The 17,313-nt window shown below is 44.2% G+C and carries 15 protein-coding genes and 1 riboswitch; of the genes, 6 read left to right on the forward strand and 9 right to left on the reverse strand.

Annotated elements, in window-relative coordinates:
- The first annotated feature begins 4 nt into the window (after window positions 1-4).
- From ACVBIL_RS12265 to ACVBIL_RS12280, 4 genes are read left to right on the forward strand one after another with little or no spacing between them, the layout of a single operon-like run.
- Window positions 5-1,513 (forward strand): UUP1 family membrane protein, encoded by a 1,509-nt coding sequence (locus ACVBIL_RS12265; RefSeq protein WP_447167255.1) that lies wholly within the window; start codon window positions 5-7, stop codon window positions 1,511-1,513.
- Entirely contained in the window at window positions 1,513-2,463 is a 951-nt protein-coding gene (locus tag ACVBIL_RS12270) for an alpha-L-glutamate ligase-like protein (protein ID WP_447167256.1), read from the forward strand. Before ACVBIL_RS12265 ends, ACVBIL_RS12270 begins: the two co-directional genes overlap by 1 nt.
- Window positions 2,432-4,171 (forward strand): M3 family metallopeptidase, encoded by a 1,740-nt coding sequence (locus ACVBIL_RS12275; protein ID WP_447167257.1) that lies wholly within the window; start codon window positions 2,432-2,434, stop codon window positions 4,169-4,171. The genes ACVBIL_RS12270 and ACVBIL_RS12275 overlap by 32 nt, the downstream gene beginning before the upstream one ends.
- Entirely contained in the window at window positions 4,119-5,204 is a 1,086-nt protein-coding gene (locus tag ACVBIL_RS12280) for a DUF3541 domain-containing protein (RefSeq protein WP_447167258.1), read from the forward strand. Before ACVBIL_RS12275 ends, ACVBIL_RS12280 begins: the two co-directional genes overlap by 53 nt.
- A 775-nt stretch (window positions 5,205-5,979) precedes the next feature.
- On the opposite strand, the gene ACVBIL_RS12285 is transcribed toward ACVBIL_RS12280, so the two are convergent.
- The gene (locus tag ACVBIL_RS12285; RefSeq protein WP_447167259.1) at window positions 5,980-6,228 is read right to left on the reverse strand and encodes a chemotaxis protein; all 249 of its coding nucleotides are present in this window, start codon (window positions 6,226-6,228) and stop codon (window positions 5,980-5,982) included.
- 232 nt (window positions 6,229-6,460) lie between these two features.
- On the opposite strand from ACVBIL_RS12285, the gene ACVBIL_RS12290 reads away from it, so the two are divergent.
- On the forward strand, window positions 6,461-6,823 hold the full coding sequence (locus ACVBIL_RS12290; RefSeq protein ID WP_447167260.1) for a response regulator: 363 nt from the start codon (window positions 6,461-6,463) through the stop codon (window positions 6,821-6,823).
- Window positions 6,824-7,356: 533 nt separating this feature from the next.
- Here ACVBIL_RS12290 and thiH read toward each other — a convergent pair.
- The 7 genes from thiH to ACVBIL_RS12325 form a co-directional block, all read right to left on the reverse strand.
- On the reverse strand, window positions 7,357-8,514 hold the full coding sequence (thiH, locus tag ACVBIL_RS12295; RefSeq protein WP_447167261.1) for a 2-iminoacetate synthase ThiH: 1,158 nt from the start codon (window positions 8,512-8,514) through the stop codon (window positions 7,357-7,359).
- The gene (locus tag ACVBIL_RS12300; protein WP_447167262.1) at window positions 8,507-9,271 is read right to left on the reverse strand and encodes a thiazole synthase; all 765 of its coding nucleotides are present in this window, start codon (window positions 9,269-9,271) and stop codon (window positions 8,507-8,509) included. The genes thiH and ACVBIL_RS12300 overlap by 8 nt, the downstream gene beginning before the upstream one ends.
- 1 nt (window position 9,272) lies before the next feature.
- Window positions 9,273-9,527 carry a sulfur carrier protein ThiS gene (gene thiS / locus ACVBIL_RS12305; protein ID WP_447167263.1) on the reverse strand — a complete coding sequence of 85 codons (255 nt, stop codon included), beginning with the start codon at window positions 9,525-9,527 and terminating at the stop codon, window positions 9,273-9,275.
- Window positions 9,514-10,365 carry a HesA/MoeB/ThiF family protein gene (locus ACVBIL_RS12310; protein WP_447167264.1) on the reverse strand — a complete coding sequence of 284 codons (852 nt, stop codon included), beginning with the start codon at window positions 10,363-10,365 and terminating at the stop codon, window positions 9,514-9,516. The genes thiS and ACVBIL_RS12310 overlap by 14 nt, the downstream gene beginning before the upstream one ends.
- Window positions 10,366-10,367: 2 nt before the next feature.
- Window positions 10,368-11,987: a thiamine phosphate synthase gene (gene thiE, locus ACVBIL_RS12315; protein WP_447167265.1), complete on the reverse strand. Its 1,620-nt coding sequence runs from the start codon at window positions 11,985-11,987 to the stop codon at window positions 10,368-10,370.
- 2 nt (window positions 11,988-11,989) lie between these two features.
- The gene (thiC, locus tag ACVBIL_RS12320) at window positions 11,990-13,987 is read right to left on the reverse strand and encodes a phosphomethylpyrimidine synthase ThiC (protein ID WP_447167266.1); all 1,998 of its coding nucleotides are present in this window, start codon (window positions 13,985-13,987) and stop codon (window positions 11,990-11,992) included.
- A 146-nt stretch (window positions 13,988-14,133) separates the two neighbouring features.
- Window positions 14,134-14,232, reverse strand: a riboswitch (TPP riboswitch).
- Window positions 14,233-14,396: 164 nt separating this feature from the next.
- The gene (locus ACVBIL_RS12325) at window positions 14,397-15,377 is read right to left on the reverse strand and encodes a hypothetical protein (protein WP_447167267.1); all 981 of its coding nucleotides are present in this window, start codon (window positions 15,375-15,377) and stop codon (window positions 14,397-14,399) included.
- Between the two features lie 346 nt (window positions 15,378-15,723).
- Here ACVBIL_RS12325 and trhA point away from each other — a divergent pair, with 346 nt between their 5' ends.
- Window positions 15,724-16,434, forward strand: coding sequence for a PAQR family membrane homeostasis protein TrhA (gene trhA / locus ACVBIL_RS12330; protein WP_447167268.1), 711 nt, complete (start codon window positions 15,724-15,726; stop codon window positions 16,432-16,434).
- Window positions 16,435-16,588: 154 nt separating this feature from the next.
- Here the strand turns inward: trhA and ACVBIL_RS12335 are convergent, their stop codons facing one another.
- Window positions 16,589-17,191: a DTW domain-containing protein gene (locus ACVBIL_RS12335; RefSeq protein ID WP_447167269.1), complete on the reverse strand. Its 603-nt coding sequence runs from the start codon at window positions 17,189-17,191 to the stop codon at window positions 16,589-16,591.
- Window positions 17,192-17,313 lie beyond the last annotated feature (122 nt).

Consider the following 17,313-nt stretch of genomic DNA (forward strand, 5'->3'; position numbering starts at 1 on the left):
ACAAATGCATTCTAAGAAACCCTTTTACATTTTAGTGGTGTTACTGTTTATCAGCGGAATTACCGCCAGTGTCTACCGGGGAATTGAACACAGCGTGCCTTTCTTACCTGGTAAACAGGTACAAAGCTGGGCTGTTGACGCTAAAGTTAGCTTCCAAGGTACAGGTGAACCAGCCGAAGTGTCATTCTCATTGCCAGAAGATCCGGCCTATGAGATTTTAGTCGAGAACGCCACGTCACCAGGTTATGGTTTGACCATTACCGATAATGTAATCGATCGCCGCGCAATTTGGTCTATCCGCCGCGCCGTAGGCACCCAAGATCTGTATTATAAAGTGACTCTAATCCCTACAGGGCAAGATAAGCTTTTAGCCGATGAAACACCTGACACTCCTGCGCCATATATGTGGCCTGCAACAGAGCAAGCCGCGGCAGAACAAGCAACCGAAGAAGTCTGGTCTAAGAGCGCCACTAACCTTTCTTTTGCGCAACAGTTAAATAAAGAGTTAAATGCTAATGAGCGTAGCCAAAATATTGAGCTGTTACTAACAAGTAATTCACCCAATAAACTCTTTATCAGAATGCTACACACCAAAGGCATTCCCGCTAAAGAAGTCAGTGGCCTTTATTTAGAAGATCAACGTCGTAGACAGCAGCTTTCTAATTTTGTTGAAGTGTATAACGATGGCGAGTGGCACTTATTTAATGCAGAAGATGGCAGTCAAGGTCGCCCAGACAACCTACTATTATGGGATCGTTCTGGCACATCTGTCCTTGATGTTATCGGTGGTGTAAATTCACAAGTTAACTTCTCAATGTTGCAAGATACGCGCTCAGCGTTAGCGACTGCGATTGACGTGATGAAAAACGATAACGCCTTAGACTTCTCTCTATATCAGTTACCACTAGAAGAGCAAAGCCTATTTAAGGGGATCTTACTTATTCCTATCGGCGTATTAGTGGTTGTATTCCTTCGCGTGCTTATCGGTATCAAAACCTCTGGTACTTTTATGCCAGTGCTAATCGCCTTGGCATTTATTCAAACGACATTGATTACGGGCTTAGTCGGTTTCTTGTTAATCGTTTCCTTCGGCTTAATGATCCGCTCTTATTTATCAGAGCTTAACCTCTTGCTCATATCGAGGATCTCGGCCGTCATTATTGTGGTGATCGGTATCATTGGCTTATTCACGCTATTATCGTACAAGTTTGGTCTCAGCGAAGGCTTAACCATTACCTTCTTCCCGATGATCATTTTGGCATGGACCATTGAGAGGATGTCTATCCTATGGGAAGAAGAAGGCCCTAAAGAAGTTATCGTACAAGGTGGTGGCAGCCTATTTGTCGCCACGCTTGCTTACCTTGCAATGAGCGCGACTTGGGTGCAGCACTGGGTATTTAACTTCTTAGGCATTCACTTAGTGATACTGGCACTAGTGTTACTTATGGGGCAATACACTGGATACCGCTTGCTTGAACTTAAACGCTTCAAGCCTCTAGCTGGAGAAAAGTAATGTTTTTAGCGAGTCCTTCAGTCTTAAAGCGCAACGGTGTGCTTGGTATGAACAAGCGTAATATCGACTACATCGGTCGATATAACCCGCGTAAGCACTACAAGCGAGTGGACGATAAATTAACCACCAAGCAATTAGCCCTTGCCAATAATATCGCCGTGCCAGACTTAATCGGTATTGTGTCTGAACAGCATGAAATTGCCGAAATCCCTGCGATGGTCAAAGACACAGACGGTTTCGTGATTAAACCGTCTAAGGGTTCTGGCGGTAAAGGCATTTTGGTTGTGACCAAGGTTGAACATGGCCGTTATTACAAGCCAAATGGCCAAGAAGTGACACCATCAGAAGTCTATCGCCATGTATCAAATGTGCTCAGTGGTCTGTTTTCATTAGGCGGAAAGCCCGATGTTGCCATTGTAGAAGGTTTGATTCAGTTTGATCCCGTCTTCGATGGATACTCCTATGAAGGTGTGCCTGACATTCGTCTAATCATCTTTAAAGGCTTCCCTATTATGGGAATGCTACGCCTATCAACGGCAGCATCAGATGGTAAGGCGAACTTACACCAAGGTGCTGTCGGCGTGGGTATCGATATTGCAACCGGTAAAGGTTTGCATGCGGTGCAATTTGATCAGCCTATCGACTTGCACCCAGATACACAAAAAGAGTTGATCTCAATTGCCGTGCCCCAATGGGATACCTTGCTGCATACCGCATCAATGGCTTATGAAATGTCTGAACTCGGTTATCTTGGAACCGATATGGTTCTGGATAAATATAAAGGCCCACTTCTGCTTGAGCTAAATGCCCGTCCAGGTCTTGCTATTCAGATAGCAAATGGCCGAGGTATTTTGCCTAATCTTCGTCATGTTGAAAGTATGGGAAACCACAACATGAGCGTGGAAGAGCGCGTGGCCTATGCAAAAATACATTTCAGTGCCAACAGCTAAGCGAATTAAATGGCTGTTAAGCCCGTTTTTATTTGTAGTTTGTTGGTTTAACACGGCAGCTTATGCTGCCGTGTCGCCTATTCCACTGCTAGTTGAACAATGTTTAGCGTACGAGTTCCCCACGCAGCAACTCGAAAAACCCAGTGACAGTGACACATTAGCGATAACACTCGAACGCGAGTTAATTGGCTTCTTTAATATTAACGATCGAATAAAATACTATCGTCAGTTTCCATTAAGTTATGCAGACCGTGAATTAGTGCTGCAATGCCAGCTCTATTTAGCCGATGAACTGGCTCTATTTTTCAAGTCTGCGCAGTTTCAATCAACTCGTTTTACGCTCGCCGAAAGCCAAAGTCCCACAGTCCAAGCACTCGTCATGCGCATTAACCGACTTGCTAACAATATCGAAAAACCTAAAGATAAAGCCCAGCTTCATACGGCTCAAGCGGCGTTTAAGCAAGGCGTAAGTAGCCAAGCACTTAGCCTTAACTTCGCAAATAATAACTGTAAGCTATCAAGCGACAGCGACACTAATGTGGCGGCAGACTTTAACGGCTCACTCGCCAGCTATCTCATCAAACAACCCAATGAGCAGTGTCGCAAACAGGTGTGGCAAGCCTATCAAGCTCGTGCATCACATAAAAATAACAGCTCGCTGGACTTAATAAAAAACCTACGCCAACAGCAAGCAGAGCTTAATGGTTTTCGTGATCACAGCCATGAGCAAATACAGCAGCAATGGCTGTCTTCCCCAGAACTCGTCGGCCAATTTCTAGAGTCGCAGACTCAAGCCATCGCTATCGCGCCATGGAATGTTGGCTTGACGCTCGCGAAGGCCAAATCAACCACAGTTGAACCAATAGCATCGAGCTTATGGCTACAACAAATTATCAAACAGCTAGACGTTTTTTCAATCTCTGTAATCGCCGTTAATGATATCGTGCACCGTGTTTATCTAGAAGGACGACTATTAGGCGATATTTACCTTTCAAAGGGCACGCGAACCCAGGTCAAACTGATACGCCAGTTAGTTGTTGGGCAGCAGTTTGGCCAAGCGGAATTATCACTTAAGCCGGAACTGAGCAGTTACCAACAGCAAAGTGCTGTAATTACCGCAATAGCTAAAATCATCACTCAGTTCGCCAGCAGCCAAGCATTTTATTTGTCTAACACTATTAGCGATACTCAAGATACCGCAACCATAGATACCTTATGGCTACAGCTATATCTTAGAGATAAGCTCTTGCCCACCTTAGCGACTGATAGCCGCGAAGCATTAGTGCAGCAATACGCGACGCAGCTAAAGATATTTAGAGCAAAAGTGGCGATAAACACCTACCTAAACGACAACAGCGAACAACTATTTGATTTAAAGACTGCGTTTAGTCGCGCATTTTCAGCCGATTGGAACAATATCTCAGATGCCCCTTACACCTTCAGCGCCATCGTATATGAAGGCCCGCTTTACTACCAAAAGGTATGGCAGCCAGCCCTCGCAAACTCTATTTACCAATCAACAAAAGACTGTCAGAATCAAAAACTTGTTTTCGATTATTTAGTGGTTAATGAATCAGCTAGTAACATTGCAACTATTTTGCAGCGGTTATTAGGTGAGCCAATAGCTAAAGACTCACTCATTCAAAGGACTCAACATGCCTTCAATCATCAAGATCAGCACCCTCGCCGCTGCACTCTTTTGCGTTAATAGTTTTGCCGCAGACCTTGCTGTAACCGAGTCGACTAAAAACCTGGTTTATCAAGGTATAAAAAATAACCTTGAAGAGCACCTATTTGAGTTACCGCCACGTGTGCAAGGTCATTACGGTATTCGTCAATATCGCATGACCGGTGATGCTAAATACGCCAATGCTGCGTTGGTGGATCTTTATGTAGTAACCGAAGCCCAAGCCTTCTATGCCTGTAATTTAGATAAGCCTGGCTTCATATCTAAGCAAGCTGATCAAGCCATTTCTGCTTTAGGCAAAGGTCCTCGTGCTAAAGCACGTAAAAAAGCATTACAGCCCTTCCCTGAGTTTATCTTCTATACCGATGTACTATTGCGCTATTCAAGCCGTATCGATGAGTTTGGCTTTACCGGCCCCTGTCATGACAAATTAACCACAGCGTTAAAAAAGGCCGATCTAAAAACCGGTTTAACCGATAAAGCCATGATAAAAACATGGGCAGCTCAGCTCATTAACTATGTGTACTGGGCCAAGCAGATCGGTGTAGGTGATTACCTAGCGGATTACAAGCAAGCCTTTATAGAGGTCTACCCTGATAATAACGATAGCAACCTAGATAAGAAGCAATATCGCAACAAGCTATATGGTATGACGCACTTTATTTTTGCGGCCAGCGAGTACTATCAACACAATGTCGATGCTAAAGAGTTTGCGTGGATTTTAAACCACTTCGAAAATAACATTGACCGTATTTTAAACGATGCCACCGATGACATAATCGCAGAGGTTGGAATTAGCTTCTTACTCGCAGGCCAGCCCAACAACCCTGTCGTGAAGAAGACGCAACAGCATATGATTAATGCTTTTGACCCTAAAGAGCAGATCATTCCCTCTCCACGAGGCAACCCAGATCTGGTTATGGGTGAACACCGCAATGTGTTAGCCATGATGTTACTCGATTGGCCAGAGACGCTGCATAAGGGCCCTTACTTGTCAGAGCTGAAGGCAACGAAGAAATATTTGCCTAAACAAGTGACTCCAATAAAAAAGTAAAGATTCAATATAAGGTAAAAGACTCAAAAGAGTCTTTTACCTGTGAACTCAATACACATTACAACTTAATCACCACATAAAGCGGTATAACCTCACCCATTTCGCGAGCCCTTAGTGATCCCAGATAGAGATATACCCAAGCCACCTGAAGATGCAGGGTTCAGTGGGAATTTAATGCGCTTTAAGCAAGGCGTTGATTGCAGTTAATGGTTGTTCCCTTAGCAAGATCAATAACGCAGCAGAAAGTGCATTAAAACCCATCGAAGAAGGCTTTGCGCAAGCCCACTTCGTTGTTGCACTAGCTTAAAAGGGAGTTACCATTCCTACGTTAATACGCCTAGAATTGAACTCGCGCAAGGCCTCTGAAATGAGCATGTTCAAGTCGTTTGGGTATAAACAAGGCCCAGCCTGTGAGCGATTGGCTATTCGATGAATAGCAAAAATTTACCCCTCTATTCGACTCTCTAACCAAGCCTTTATTCAGTATAAACATCGATATCTGACTATTTACGATCCAAAGACAAAGTCCCTTGGTGTTCACAATGACAAGCCTCTATCTACAACTTTGGGTGCCTTAGTTATTGTTATTATTTTTAATGCCTTAGCTATCCTTCTTGGTCATTGTTATTTCTTGCTAGTTATTTGAACACAAAATTCGCACATCCTATCCAGCAATCGCGCTATTTGTATCTAGAAAAATTCTATATAACAAAGCAAAATAACAAAGCAAAAAGCGCTCAATCTGAGCGCTTTTAGTCTGAAAAGAGGCTTAGGTTTATACTTTAATATCGATTAAAGTCCCGATCATATCTGATGAGGTCTGAATAACTTCAGCTGAAGCCTGGGCATGAATAACGGCTTGGCTTGCATCGACTAATGCTTCAGTTGTACTGGTTGTTGTACTGGTTGTTGTCCCTGCAGCTGACTGACTAGAACTTGCGACATCAATCGTTGCTTGGGTTAGATCTGACTGAGCGGCTTGAAATCCATTGTGCCCAGAAATGATACTTGGTGGGATCTGCATTACCTTCTCCATCGCAAACAGTAAGTAGCGCAATTATTATCCAGAACGTTATAGAAGTACAGTTTATAACTTATTGTAAATAAAAATCGCCAAGCATAATTTATTAAATCCATTAATAAAGCTTCATCGCTGCTGTTATAGTTTGAAATAGCCTTTAAATCAGTAAAATGATACAGTTATCACATAAATTACAGAAGTTACAAATAGCGCTATCTTGCGAGGAGATGCCTAAATGAATAAAGCGAGAATACTGGTCGTAGATGATGATCCTGTCTGTTCAAGCCTTTTATTATCGATTCTAGGCGATGACTACCAAGTCACAACCGTTAACTCTGGTACTGACGTTATAGATCTCGCCAAAATCCAGCATCCGGATATTATCTTTTTAGATATCATGATGCCGGGGAAAAACGGCTATCAAGTACTTAAGGATTTAAAAGAAGATCCACAAACTGCTAAGTTGCCAGTAATCATTGTCAGTGCCCTTTCAGAGCAATCTGATGAAAGCCTTGCACTGCGTATCGGTGCTGACGGTTATATGGCCAAACCGATTACGCCATCGAGTGTATATGAGATACTTAAAAAGCATCTATAAATAACTCTCTACATAATAAAACATTGAATAAGCCACACTAAGTGGCTAGTGATGTATTTCACTGGAGAAAAGCTCTATTTACAGTCTCTGCAATGCAAGTATAGTGGTAGCCAGTGTACAAAAGCACACCACAACACACTGATTATGTTTAAATTAATAGATTACGCATAAGCCGACAGAGTTAATCTAAGCTCAGCTCAATGCATAGGCAAAAATCATAGCGAGCCGTTTAATACTACTAAAGGTAAAGGTATATAACGTTTTAACTTAGGAAATAGATCCCTGCAAATTACCTGCTTATCTTGATACACACCGATTTTATTAATCGGAAAAAGTAATGCTTTAATCTGATACCTTTGCTTAGCAATAGTCAGGGAGTAGCGCTTATAAGGCAGCCATAACGACTTTTTAAACACGATATTGCCTTCGCTACTCACTCTCAATGTTCCCGATAAACTATGGTAATCGAGCTTAACTTGATGACCACTCAGCTCAAGGGTTTTATACTGCTTGTAGCTTGTAATACACAGGCATCACCAGCCTGCTTCCCAGTCTTTCCAAACAGGATTGAGTCCACGCGTTAACATAGCTTCTGCGACCACTTGCGGCGTCCGTTCATCGCTTATTTCAAACTGATCCAGTTCAGTATTGGGCTCAACATAACCGCCTGGTTGGGTCGAGCTACCGGCACTGACATTGGTCACGCCTAACGCAAACAAATTGTTTCTTAGCTCAGGAGTTTCCCGAGTAGACAGGCTAATCTCTAGCTGTTGGTTGAACAATCTAAACGCACAGATCATTTGCACTAAACCTTTATCTGTCAGCTCAACTTTTGGTAGCACCCCGCCTGTGCAAGGCCTCAGCCTCGGCAATGAAATACTGTAGCGACTTCGCCAATAGGTTTTCTCTAGATAATCGAGGTGATACCCCATTAATAGTGCATCCAAACGCCAATCATCTAAACCCAACAACACACCTAAGCCGATTTTATCAACGCCGGCCCGCGCGACTCTATCGGGTGATTCAAGCCTGTACACAAAGTCCTTCTTTTTTCCTCGAGTATGATGCTCGGCATAAATCACAGGGTTATACGTTTCTTGATACACCATCACCGCATCAAGCCCCTCGCTCACTAACTCTCGGTAATCTTGCTCCTCAAGCGGCTGTACTTCCATGGCAACCTGGCTAAATTGCTCACGAACCAAAGGCAAAACTTGTTTAAAGTAATCTAGCCCTACTTTAGTTTCGTGCTCACCCGATACCAGTAAAATAGAGTCGTAATCCATCGTTTTAATTAGAGCCATCTCAGCTGACACTTCATCATTAGACAAGGTCTTGCGCTTAATTTTGTTGCTCATGGTAAAGCCACAGTAATCACATTCATTGGCGCAGAGATTAGATAAATATAGTGGAATATACATACCGATACTGGCACCAAAACGCTGCCGAGTCAGAGCTGCCGATTGCTGTGCCATCTGCTCAAGATATGGCTCAGCAGCTGGCGATAATAACGCTAACAAGCTATCTAAATTACCCGCAGAGTGCCGCAACGCACGCTCTACATCTTGTGATGTTTGCGAATAAATCTTAAGCTTAAGCTCTGAGCGAGACAGCTTTTTAAACACATCAACAAAACTTGTTTTTGGGTTATCGTTTTGACTCGCTTGCCATTGCTGAGATTGGTTATTCATTTAAAAAACCCGTTAACGGACTGGTGTGGTGGGCTTGATGGCTAACTGCGCCGAGCCCGGCCATATAGGCTTGCCGTCCGGTATTGACCGCTTGTGCAAAGCAGCGCCCCATGGCAACAGGATCAGAACTGCTGGCTATGGCGGTATTAACGAGCACTGCATCGGCGCCTAGCTCCATCGCATGGGTTGCTTGTGATGGGGCGCCAATTCCAGCATCAATGATGACAGGCACATTCGCCTGCTCAATAATGATCTTCAAAAAGGTTTCAGTGGCTAGTCCTTGATTTGAACCTATTGGGCTACCCAGTGGCATCACTGCAGCGCAGCCCACCTCCTCTAAACGTCGACAAAGCACTGGATCTGCATGAACATAGGGTAAAACCACATAACCTTGTTCACATAAAATCCGCGCCGCTTCTAAGGTTTCAATAGGATCTGGCATTAAATATTTAGGGTCTGGGTGGATCTCAAGCTTAATCCAGTTAGTTCCTAACATTTCGCGCGCTAGATGAGCTGCAAAAATGGCTTCTTTTACATTGCGGGCGCCAGCAGTATTGGGCAGCAATTTTACACCTCTGCCTAACAAGGGTTTTAAAATATTGTCGCTACCGCGATTCCAATCTAGCCTTTTAACGGCTAATGTCACCAACTGAGATTGTGATGCTTGAATTGCGGCTAACATTGTCTCTGGCGCAGCAAACTTCCCTGTACCAGTAAATAATCGTGACTCAAATTGATGTTCTGCAATCGTTAACATATTAACCTCCGGCCACAACTGAAAAGAGCTCAAGCTTGTCATCTGTCTTGCAAGGCGTTGTTTGCCAGTTATCACGCGGCGCTAACTCACGGTTAACTGCTGCGGCAATCGCCTTTATATCAACACCTCTTGTCACGCAATACGCTTCAATCACACACTGCAGTGTCGAGTGAGCATAGATCTCTTTAACTTCATCATTGATGTAGATAGAAATGCGTTTTGTCGTGGCTATTTCTAAGTCATTATCTTGCTGCATAATTTGTCTCCACAAGCTTAACGCTTGCGTTTATTTTTTTAACGGGCAGTGCCGTGTTAGTTAACAGATAATCATTAACAGGGTTGCATACTGGGCAGTGTTTATTGCGTGCAAGCCTGATCTCTCGCCAACTAAAGAGCTTGCCGTCAAAGCGAAAAAGTTTACCCACTGAGTTTCTGTCACCTAATAACTGCTGCAAAGCCATTAAGGCTTGCATCGAGGCTATAGTGCCAACCATTGGACCTAGCACCCCGACCGTTTGACAGCTCTGGTTAACCTGCATATCGGCAGGAAACAAACAATGATAACAACCGCAAAGAGGCTCTGATGACTGATCCACACACAGTAATTGCCCTTGAAAATGAGCAGCAGAGCCCGACACTAACGGCCATCGATTAGCAATGGCGAATTGATTAACCAAGTGGCGGGTTTCAAAGTTGTCACTGCAATCGAGTAGCAGATCATATTCAGCCTGATTAACAGCTAACAACTGCTGAATATTGCCTGTGGTCAAATACGCTGGCACTGCATATAACTGAGATTGTGTATAGGCCAAGCCCAGCTTTTCCTGAGCAACCAGCGCTTTATTTCGACCCAGTTCAACATCTGTAAATAACAGCTGCCGTGGCAGGTTTGACACCTCGATGTCATCACCGTCCACCAGCGTAATTTTGCCTACGCCAGCTGCTGCCAGATATTGGGCAACCAAGTTACCTAACCCACCAACACCAATCACAGCCACATGGCTTTTAGCCAGCAAAATTTGCCCTTGCTCACCCACTTCGGGCAGCAACACTTGGCGCGAATAACGTAGAAAATCGCTATCACTGAGTGCCATGTTTACGCCTCCTCAAGCCATGCTTGCGCTAACATTTTATATGCTGCAGTAGGATCGCCTGCCTCAGTTAATGCTCGCACCACAGCAATATCATCCACGCCCGTCGCTTTCACACTTGCAAGGCGCGCAGCATCAATACCACCAATGGCAACAATAGGCAGTTCCCCTTTCATCAGCGAGACATAGCGTGTGAGTTTTGCGACCCCTTGAGGAGCCGACGGCATGACTTTAGTGGTTGTCGGGAATATATGACCAAAAGCGATATACGACGGCTTAATTTGATCAGCGAGTAATATTTCAAAGTAACTATGGCTCGACAGCCCCAGCGCGATATCAACCTCGCTTAACTGCGCCAAGTTGCTCTCAATCAAGTCTTCTTGACCAAGATGCACGCCATAAGCTTGATGTTTTATCGCAAGTTGCCAGTAGTCGTTAATAAACACCTGCGCTTGATAATCACGACCTAGCGCTATCGCTTGAATGATCTGCTGCTCTAATGCTGGGTCTTGTGGGTCTTTTACCCGCAGCTGTATGGTTTTAGCGCCAGCTTTTAAGAGTCTCTCAAGTAGTTCAACATCAGCAACAACTGGGTAAACCCCAAGAGCTTGCTCAATCTTTTTAAATCCTGTTTCTATTAAATCGGCTCGAACGTCACTAAAAGAGCTTGCTGCTAAAGAGCTCGCGGTTAATACTCTGGGCTGCAGATCATCAGCTGTCACTTGCTTGATATAAGGGAATAAGCGCAAATCCTTCGGCCAAGCAGTTCTGCCTAAGCAACCGGGTCCACCACCTGGTTGATAACTGCCCCTAAGGCCTGCATTGACATAGGCTTTGGCTACAACAACCGCATCATTGAGCACAAAACCGTGAGCCATAACAGCCGCAATCGCCGAAGATAACGTGCAGCCTGTGCCGTGATTATTATGACTCGCAACCCTTTGGCTCGATAGCCAAAAGCTTTGCTGCTGATGTATAGCCGATATGCCATCGACATCGCGGCACACCAGTAAATCATTAGCTTGATGCTGACACCAGCTTGGGCCTTTATCGCCGCCTTTAGCCAACACCGATGTAGCGAGTTTTTCAGCCAGTTTTTTGGCCGCGGCCACACAGGTATCAACGCCATGCAACGGCTCGCCCGCTAACACTTCAAGCTCGCTAACATTGGGGGTGATTAAGGTCAGTAACCCTTTAAACGGCGTAAAATCTAAACCTTGACCATTGGCCAATGAATCACCGCAGGTTGCTACCATGACAGGGTCGAGGATCACGGGCACCTTGTTGCTGGTGTTAAGCCATAATGCTTGCTGATCGAACAACCATTTCGCTAATACCTCTATTTGAGACTGCTCTGCCAGCAAGCCTATTTTAATGGCTGCTGGCGGCAAGTCTGCCGCTAAAGTATTTAGCTGAGACAGCAACATGTGCTTCGATACTGACTCAACCAGTGACACGCTTACAGAGTTTTGCGCTGTTAATGCAGAAATCACACTACAGGCATGGGTGTCTAGATCTGACATTGTGGCCAGGTCGGCTTGTATACCTGCACCGCCGCCACTATCAGAGCCCGCTATCGTCCACACTATTGGACGAGTCATGGGCAATGTTTGTGCCTTTGCCATGATTAATCCTCTAATACTGGATAACGTTGCTTATCAGCGGCTTCATGGTATAGCTCTGCGCCTTTGGCTTTAAACTCAGCGGACATTTGCGCCATGCCTTGTTCACGCTGAGCGGCTATGTCTTTTGCTGGCTCACTATCGTAGGCTCGGTACTGTGCAGCAGACTTTATTTCGATACTTTTGGCTTGCTCCTCACGCTCTTGAGCGGCAGCGTAGTCACGCACCTCTTGAGTGATCTTCATTGAGCAGAATTTAGGACCACACATAGAGCAAAAGTGGGCGACTTTGGCAGACTCTTGTGGCAAAGACTCATCGTGATAAGCACGGGCGGTGTCTGGATCAAGGCCTAGGTTATATTGATCCTCCCAGCGAAATTCAAAACGCGCCTTAGAGAGTGCATTATCGCGTATTTGCGCACTGGGGTGCCCTTTAGCAACGTCACCCGCATGAGCTGCAATCTTGTAGGCTATCAAACCTTGCTTAACATCTTTTTTGTTCGGCAGACCCAAATGCTCTTTAGGCGTGACATAACACAACATGGCGCAGCCATACCAAGCAATCATGGCCGCACCAATGCCTGAGGTGAAATGATCGTAACCCGGTGCTATATCCGTTGTTTGTGGGCCTAACGTGTAAAATGGCGCTTCATCACACACCTCAAGCTGCTTATCCATGTTCTCCTTGATGAGATTCATTGGAATATGGCCAGGCCCTTCGATAATGGTCTGAACATCATATTGCCATGCAACTTTTACCAACTCACCTAAGGTTTCAAGCTCTGAAAATTGCGCTTCGTCGTTGGCATCAGCAATGGAGCCTGGGCGCATACCATCACCAAGAGACAGTGATACATCGTATGCGGCGCAGATCTCACAGATCTCTTTGAAATGTTCATAGAGGAAGTTTTCTTTATGGTGCGATAAACACCACTTAGCCATGATTGAGCCACCGCGAGAAACGATACCGGTTAACCGTTTGGCCGTCATTGGCACGTAACGCAGTAACACACCAGCATGAATAGTAAAGTAGTCAACCCCCTGCTCGGCCTGCTCAATCAAGGTATCACGGAAGGTTTCCCAGTTAAGGTCTTCTGCAACGCCATTCACTTTTTCTAGCGCTTGATAGATAGGCACGGTACCAATTGGCACGGGGGAGTTTCGAATAATCCATTCGCGGGTTTCATGAATATAACGCCCGGTAGACAAGTCCATCACAGTATCGGCACCCCAACGGGTCGACCATACTAGTTTTTCAACTTCTTCTTCAATCGACGATGTCACCGCTGAGTTACCAATATTGGCATTCACTTTGACTAAGAAATTACGGCCAATAATCATTGGCTCTGCTTCAGGATGGTTAATGTTGAGCGGGATGATGGCGCGGCCGCGAGCAATCTCTTGCCTTACAAACTCAGCGGTTATCGGCTCACCAATCACAGCCCCAAAGCTTTCGCCTTTGTCTTTTTGGATCAAGATAGGGTCTATCACCTCTGCCATTGCCATGTTTTCACGTATAGCAATGTATTCCATCTCAGGCGTGATAATGCCCTGACGAGCATAATGCAGTTGAGTGACTCGCTTACCTGTTTTAGCTCGGCGCGGCGGTAATAATGACTCAAATCGTAAATGATCTAATCCGTCATCGGCTAAACGTTGCTGGGTAAAGCCAGAGCTAACACTTGCAAGTTGCTCGGTATCACCACGCTCTTCAATCCAGTTATCACGAAATTTATCAAGCCCTTTGCGCACATCAATATTGGCATCAGGATCGGAGTAAGCACCGGCACAGTCATAAACCTTTAACGGTGGATTCGCTTCAAAAACAGGATTAGTTTCATTGCCACCAATCAGGGTATCTGCTTGGTGGATTTGACGCATACCCACTTTTAGATCGGCTCGACTGCCTTGTAGGTAAATTTTCTCAGAATTGGGGTGTTGCAGCGGCTTTAAATTATCAATAAATTGTTGAGCTTGAGCTCGGGTTTCGCGACGATTTGACATTAGCAAACTCACTTTTAGAAAGAAATGAAGTTGCTTGCCAGGAGAAAATGAGAATGTGAAAAGTTGAACGTATAACTCGGCAATAAACGCCAGTTACACGTAACCTTCGAAATACTGCTTGAGCGTGTATTTAAACACCACTTTCTGCAGTTATTTCGCTTGTTTCCTTCGCAGGTTCTAGCCTGATCAGGTTCAACGGATCCCGAATTAACGGTCTCAGCCATATGGCACTCCGACAAGATGAGCTGGCAGTATAGTCTTATCCACTTGTTAGATACAAGTGCTAAAGCAGATATTCGCCTAGGATGATCATACAAAGAATTAGAATCGTAACCATTTGTAATATTTAGATTTAAATCAAAATCCATATTAAAACATAAAAGCAGATGAATTTTTATCAACTAAAAACTTAGCGGTTTTTACTCACCATGCGCTTTTCTAGCCGAGCAGATATTACATCATTAATGGCTTTTTTAATCTTGTCGCCACCACAATTAAAGGGGTAACCTAGGTTTTCTGCATGAGGGTTAATTTGCGTTGGTACTTTGACAATTCGGTAACAAGTATCCCCCTGCCTAACGATGCGGTTTGGGTCTAACCTGTGATCTGTGATGCTCACCTTGCTGTACGTTTCGACCTCTAGAAAAACTAACTCTTGCATGTCTGCATCCATCTCACTTAAGGAGCGTTTTCTCGTGTATTGATTAGCACTGTTTATAACGAGAGCATCGAGTTCATTGGCCCTTTGTTTTGCTAAATAAGACTGAGTAAATTGACTTGAACGATTTGCTTTTTGACCTAATTCCTTCCCTGATTTTTGAATTAGCTCTTGACTCATTTTCTGACTTGGACTGGAGACTGGCGGTGCCATTACGGCCGACTTAACTTGCTCGGTTGCCTGATTAGCGTTTTCAGGTACCAATTTGGGCTCTGGCTGCACAATGGCCGCAGTCGCTTTATTTTCTTGCTGATTTACCGTTTGTGCGACTTTCGCTTGACTATCAATGTGACTACCAACTTGCATTACTTGCTCAGAGGCATTTTTAGGTATTTGGTACAGATAGGATTGAATTTTAGGAGCCGCTACCTTTTTCGCTATCGGTATTACGCGAGTCCATAAATGATTAATCACAATGATAGCGATAAGGTGCAACAAGACTACGCTGGTGATGACAAGCAAGGTATTAAATCCAGTCTTGTGTCTATGGCCATTATTATTGTTAGCGACTTGGCTCATTTCACTTAATAAGTTTGCTTCAAGCTTTGAGTGACAATCGAGTGAGACAAAAGTGAGGCTCAGATCCGGCCCCTTTTTTTTGTCAGCCGTAAAGCTTATGTCCACTTCGACATTCTGCTCACGCATCGCCATCGATTTTCCTACTAATCTCAATTGCTTCATCCTAACTGTTTAGCTTGATTGAACATTCTTTCTATAGTGACAACAGCTTAGAGCAAAAATGATTTTATTGGTTCAACACTATTTCATGCTTGTAATTTAATCCTTCAGCCTTTTAAGTTACAGGTAAATCCTTTTCAATTAATTCTGCTTGGTTAAATATATGCAGCTGAGCTATTTGTTTATCTCAGGTTCAGGGCTAAGACCGATATTGAATCTAAAGTCTAGAGAGTTAAATCTGAGTACAAAGTTAAGCGTACACGTGTGCGCTTAAATTGTGGCTTTTCAAATCATAAATGTTACACTGACGCTAATTGTGGTCAAACCAGAAGTCTTTTATATGATGCCAGTAGAACAAGCGACAGCTTCAGACAATCAAGGCTCTAAGCCAAAAAATAAGCAGACAAATAAGCAAATAACCTCTGCTAGTTATTGTGCTAATGAAGAGCGTGCCAATAGCCTTAGCCACGGTATAGGCGTGCTTGCCGGGATCGTTGGACTGATTTTATGTCTGCTTAAAGGCTATGATCACTTAAGTATTATTCAGTTAACAGGCGTGGTCGTTTACTGCTGCAGTATTATTTTGCTCTTTTTGTGCTCAACGCTTTATCACAGCGCCACCTCACCGCTTTTAAAGCATAAGCTTAAGATTGCAGATCACTGCGCTATCTACCTGTTAATCGCCGGTACCTATACGCCGTTAATGCTCATCACGCTAAATGGCAGCGGCGCTAACTGGGTGTTAATAGCTATCTGGTCACTGGCTATTGGCGGTATTTTATTTAAAACCTTGTTTATTGGCCGCTTTAAAGCATTCAGTTTAATTTTATACCTAGTGATGGGCTGGCTGTGTGTGACTGTGATGCAAGAGTTAATCGCCAATATGTCTGCTCTAGGTTTTAACCTGTTGATAATCGGCGGACTCTTTTATAGCTTAGGCGTGATTTTTTATGTGGCCAAACGCATTCCTTTTAATCACGCTATCTGGCACTTATTTGTATTAGGTGGCGCGGTGTCTCACTTCTTATGTATCTATCTGACTGTTATTTAATTGCTTAAATTATTATCCAAATCGTACTAAATATATGATTTGTATCAATACGATAGATATTATCCTGTACAACAAACTTATATAATATAAGGCGCTTTATGCGCCTTTATTATTGCTGATTTCATTATGGCTTAGGCCTATTGCTCAATAGAGACTAATGGCAAAAATCAGTCAATTCGCTAATTAACACCTGCGCTTCATCATGCATGTCTGCTTGTTTAAAAAGCTCAATGATACACTCCAGTGTACACAAGCCCCCTTCAACCTGATTACGTCTGAGAGTAAACTGTGACTCAGGGGTATTGGTTAAGGAGTATGTATTAGCGGCTTTAAGATACGGGCTTTGGCGCAACATTTTACGCGCTTCTTGCCAGGTTGCATCTAAGATCACCAAGGTCTTAGGTAATGACGTTACATCATTTGTGCATAAGTCGCCGTAATGAGGATGACTGCCCCTTGGCTCTTCACTGATGTTAGACACTTTATTATTGCTATCTTGTACTTGGCCTTCATCAAGCTTAGCGGTTTTTAGTGGTCCACCTTGTAAGCCGTGCACTGGATCAGCCGGTGTAAATTCTGCTTGTGGAAATAGCAGTGCCGTCCCCGGCTCTGCTAACTTGTCCAATAACAAGCTTGATGGCGTTACTCGAGACCACATTACTCGCTGACAATGCTCAGGAAACCGTTTAAGTGCAATACTGCCTGTATTGGTTGGCCGACTGGCTTCTCGCTCGTGGGTTAGTAATATTACGTGCAATGGAGTGTCTCTACATTTAACAACGGCATGAGTATATCCCCAAACCCATTAAGGTTGCAGGTGACAGAACCGCTAATCCGCTATGAGCTGTAAAAAAGCGCCCCTCATAAGAGACGCGCTTA

It is taken from the genome of Shewanella sp. 125m-7 (genome assembly GCF_052977045.1).

Coding starts and splice junctions, on each gene's coding strand:
- ACVBIL_RS12265 (WP_447167255.1), top strand. CDS start 5: ATGCATTCTAAGAAACCCTTTTACATTTTAGTGGTGTTACTGTTTATC.
- ACVBIL_RS12270 (WP_447167256.1), top strand. CDS start 1,513: ATGTTTTTAGCGAGTCCTTCAGTCTTAAAGCGCAACGGTGTGCTTGGT.
- ACVBIL_RS12275 (WP_447167257.1), top strand. CDS start 2,432: ATGCAAAAATACATTTCAGTGCCAACAGCTAAGCGAATTAAATGGCTG.
- ACVBIL_RS12280 (WP_447167258.1), top strand. CDS start 4,119: ATGCCTTCAATCATCAAGATCAGCACCCTCGCCGCTGCACTCTTTTGC.
- ACVBIL_RS12285 (WP_447167259.1), bottom strand. CDS start 6,228: ATGCAGATCCCACCAAGTATCATTTCTGGGCACAATGGATTTCAAGCC.
- ACVBIL_RS12290 (WP_447167260.1), top strand. CDS start 6,461: ATGAATAAAGCGAGAATACTGGTCGTAGATGATGATCCTGTCTGTTCA.
- thiH (WP_447167261.1), bottom strand. CDS start 8,514: ATGAATAACCAATCTCAGCAATGGCAAGCGAGTCAAAACGATAACCCA.
- ACVBIL_RS12300 (WP_447167262.1), bottom strand. CDS start 9,271: ATGTTAACGATTGCAGAACATCAATTTGAGTCACGATTATTTACTGGT.
- thiS (WP_447167263.1), bottom strand. CDS start 9,527: ATGCAGCAAGATAATGACTTAGAAATAGCCACGACAAAACGCATTTCT.
- ACVBIL_RS12310 (WP_447167264.1), bottom strand. CDS start 10,365: ATGGCACTCAGTGATAGCGATTTTCTACGTTATTCGCGCCAAGTGTTG.
- thiE (WP_447167265.1), bottom strand. CDS start 11,987: ATGGCAAAGGCACAAACATTGCCCATGACTCGTCCAATAGTGTGGACG.
- thiC (WP_447167266.1), bottom strand. CDS start 13,987: ATGTCAAATCGTCGCGAAACCCGAGCTCAAGCTCAACAATTTATTGAT.
- trhA (WP_447167268.1), top strand. CDS start 15,724: ATGATGCCAGTAGAACAAGCGACAGCTTCAGACAATCAAGGCTCTAAG.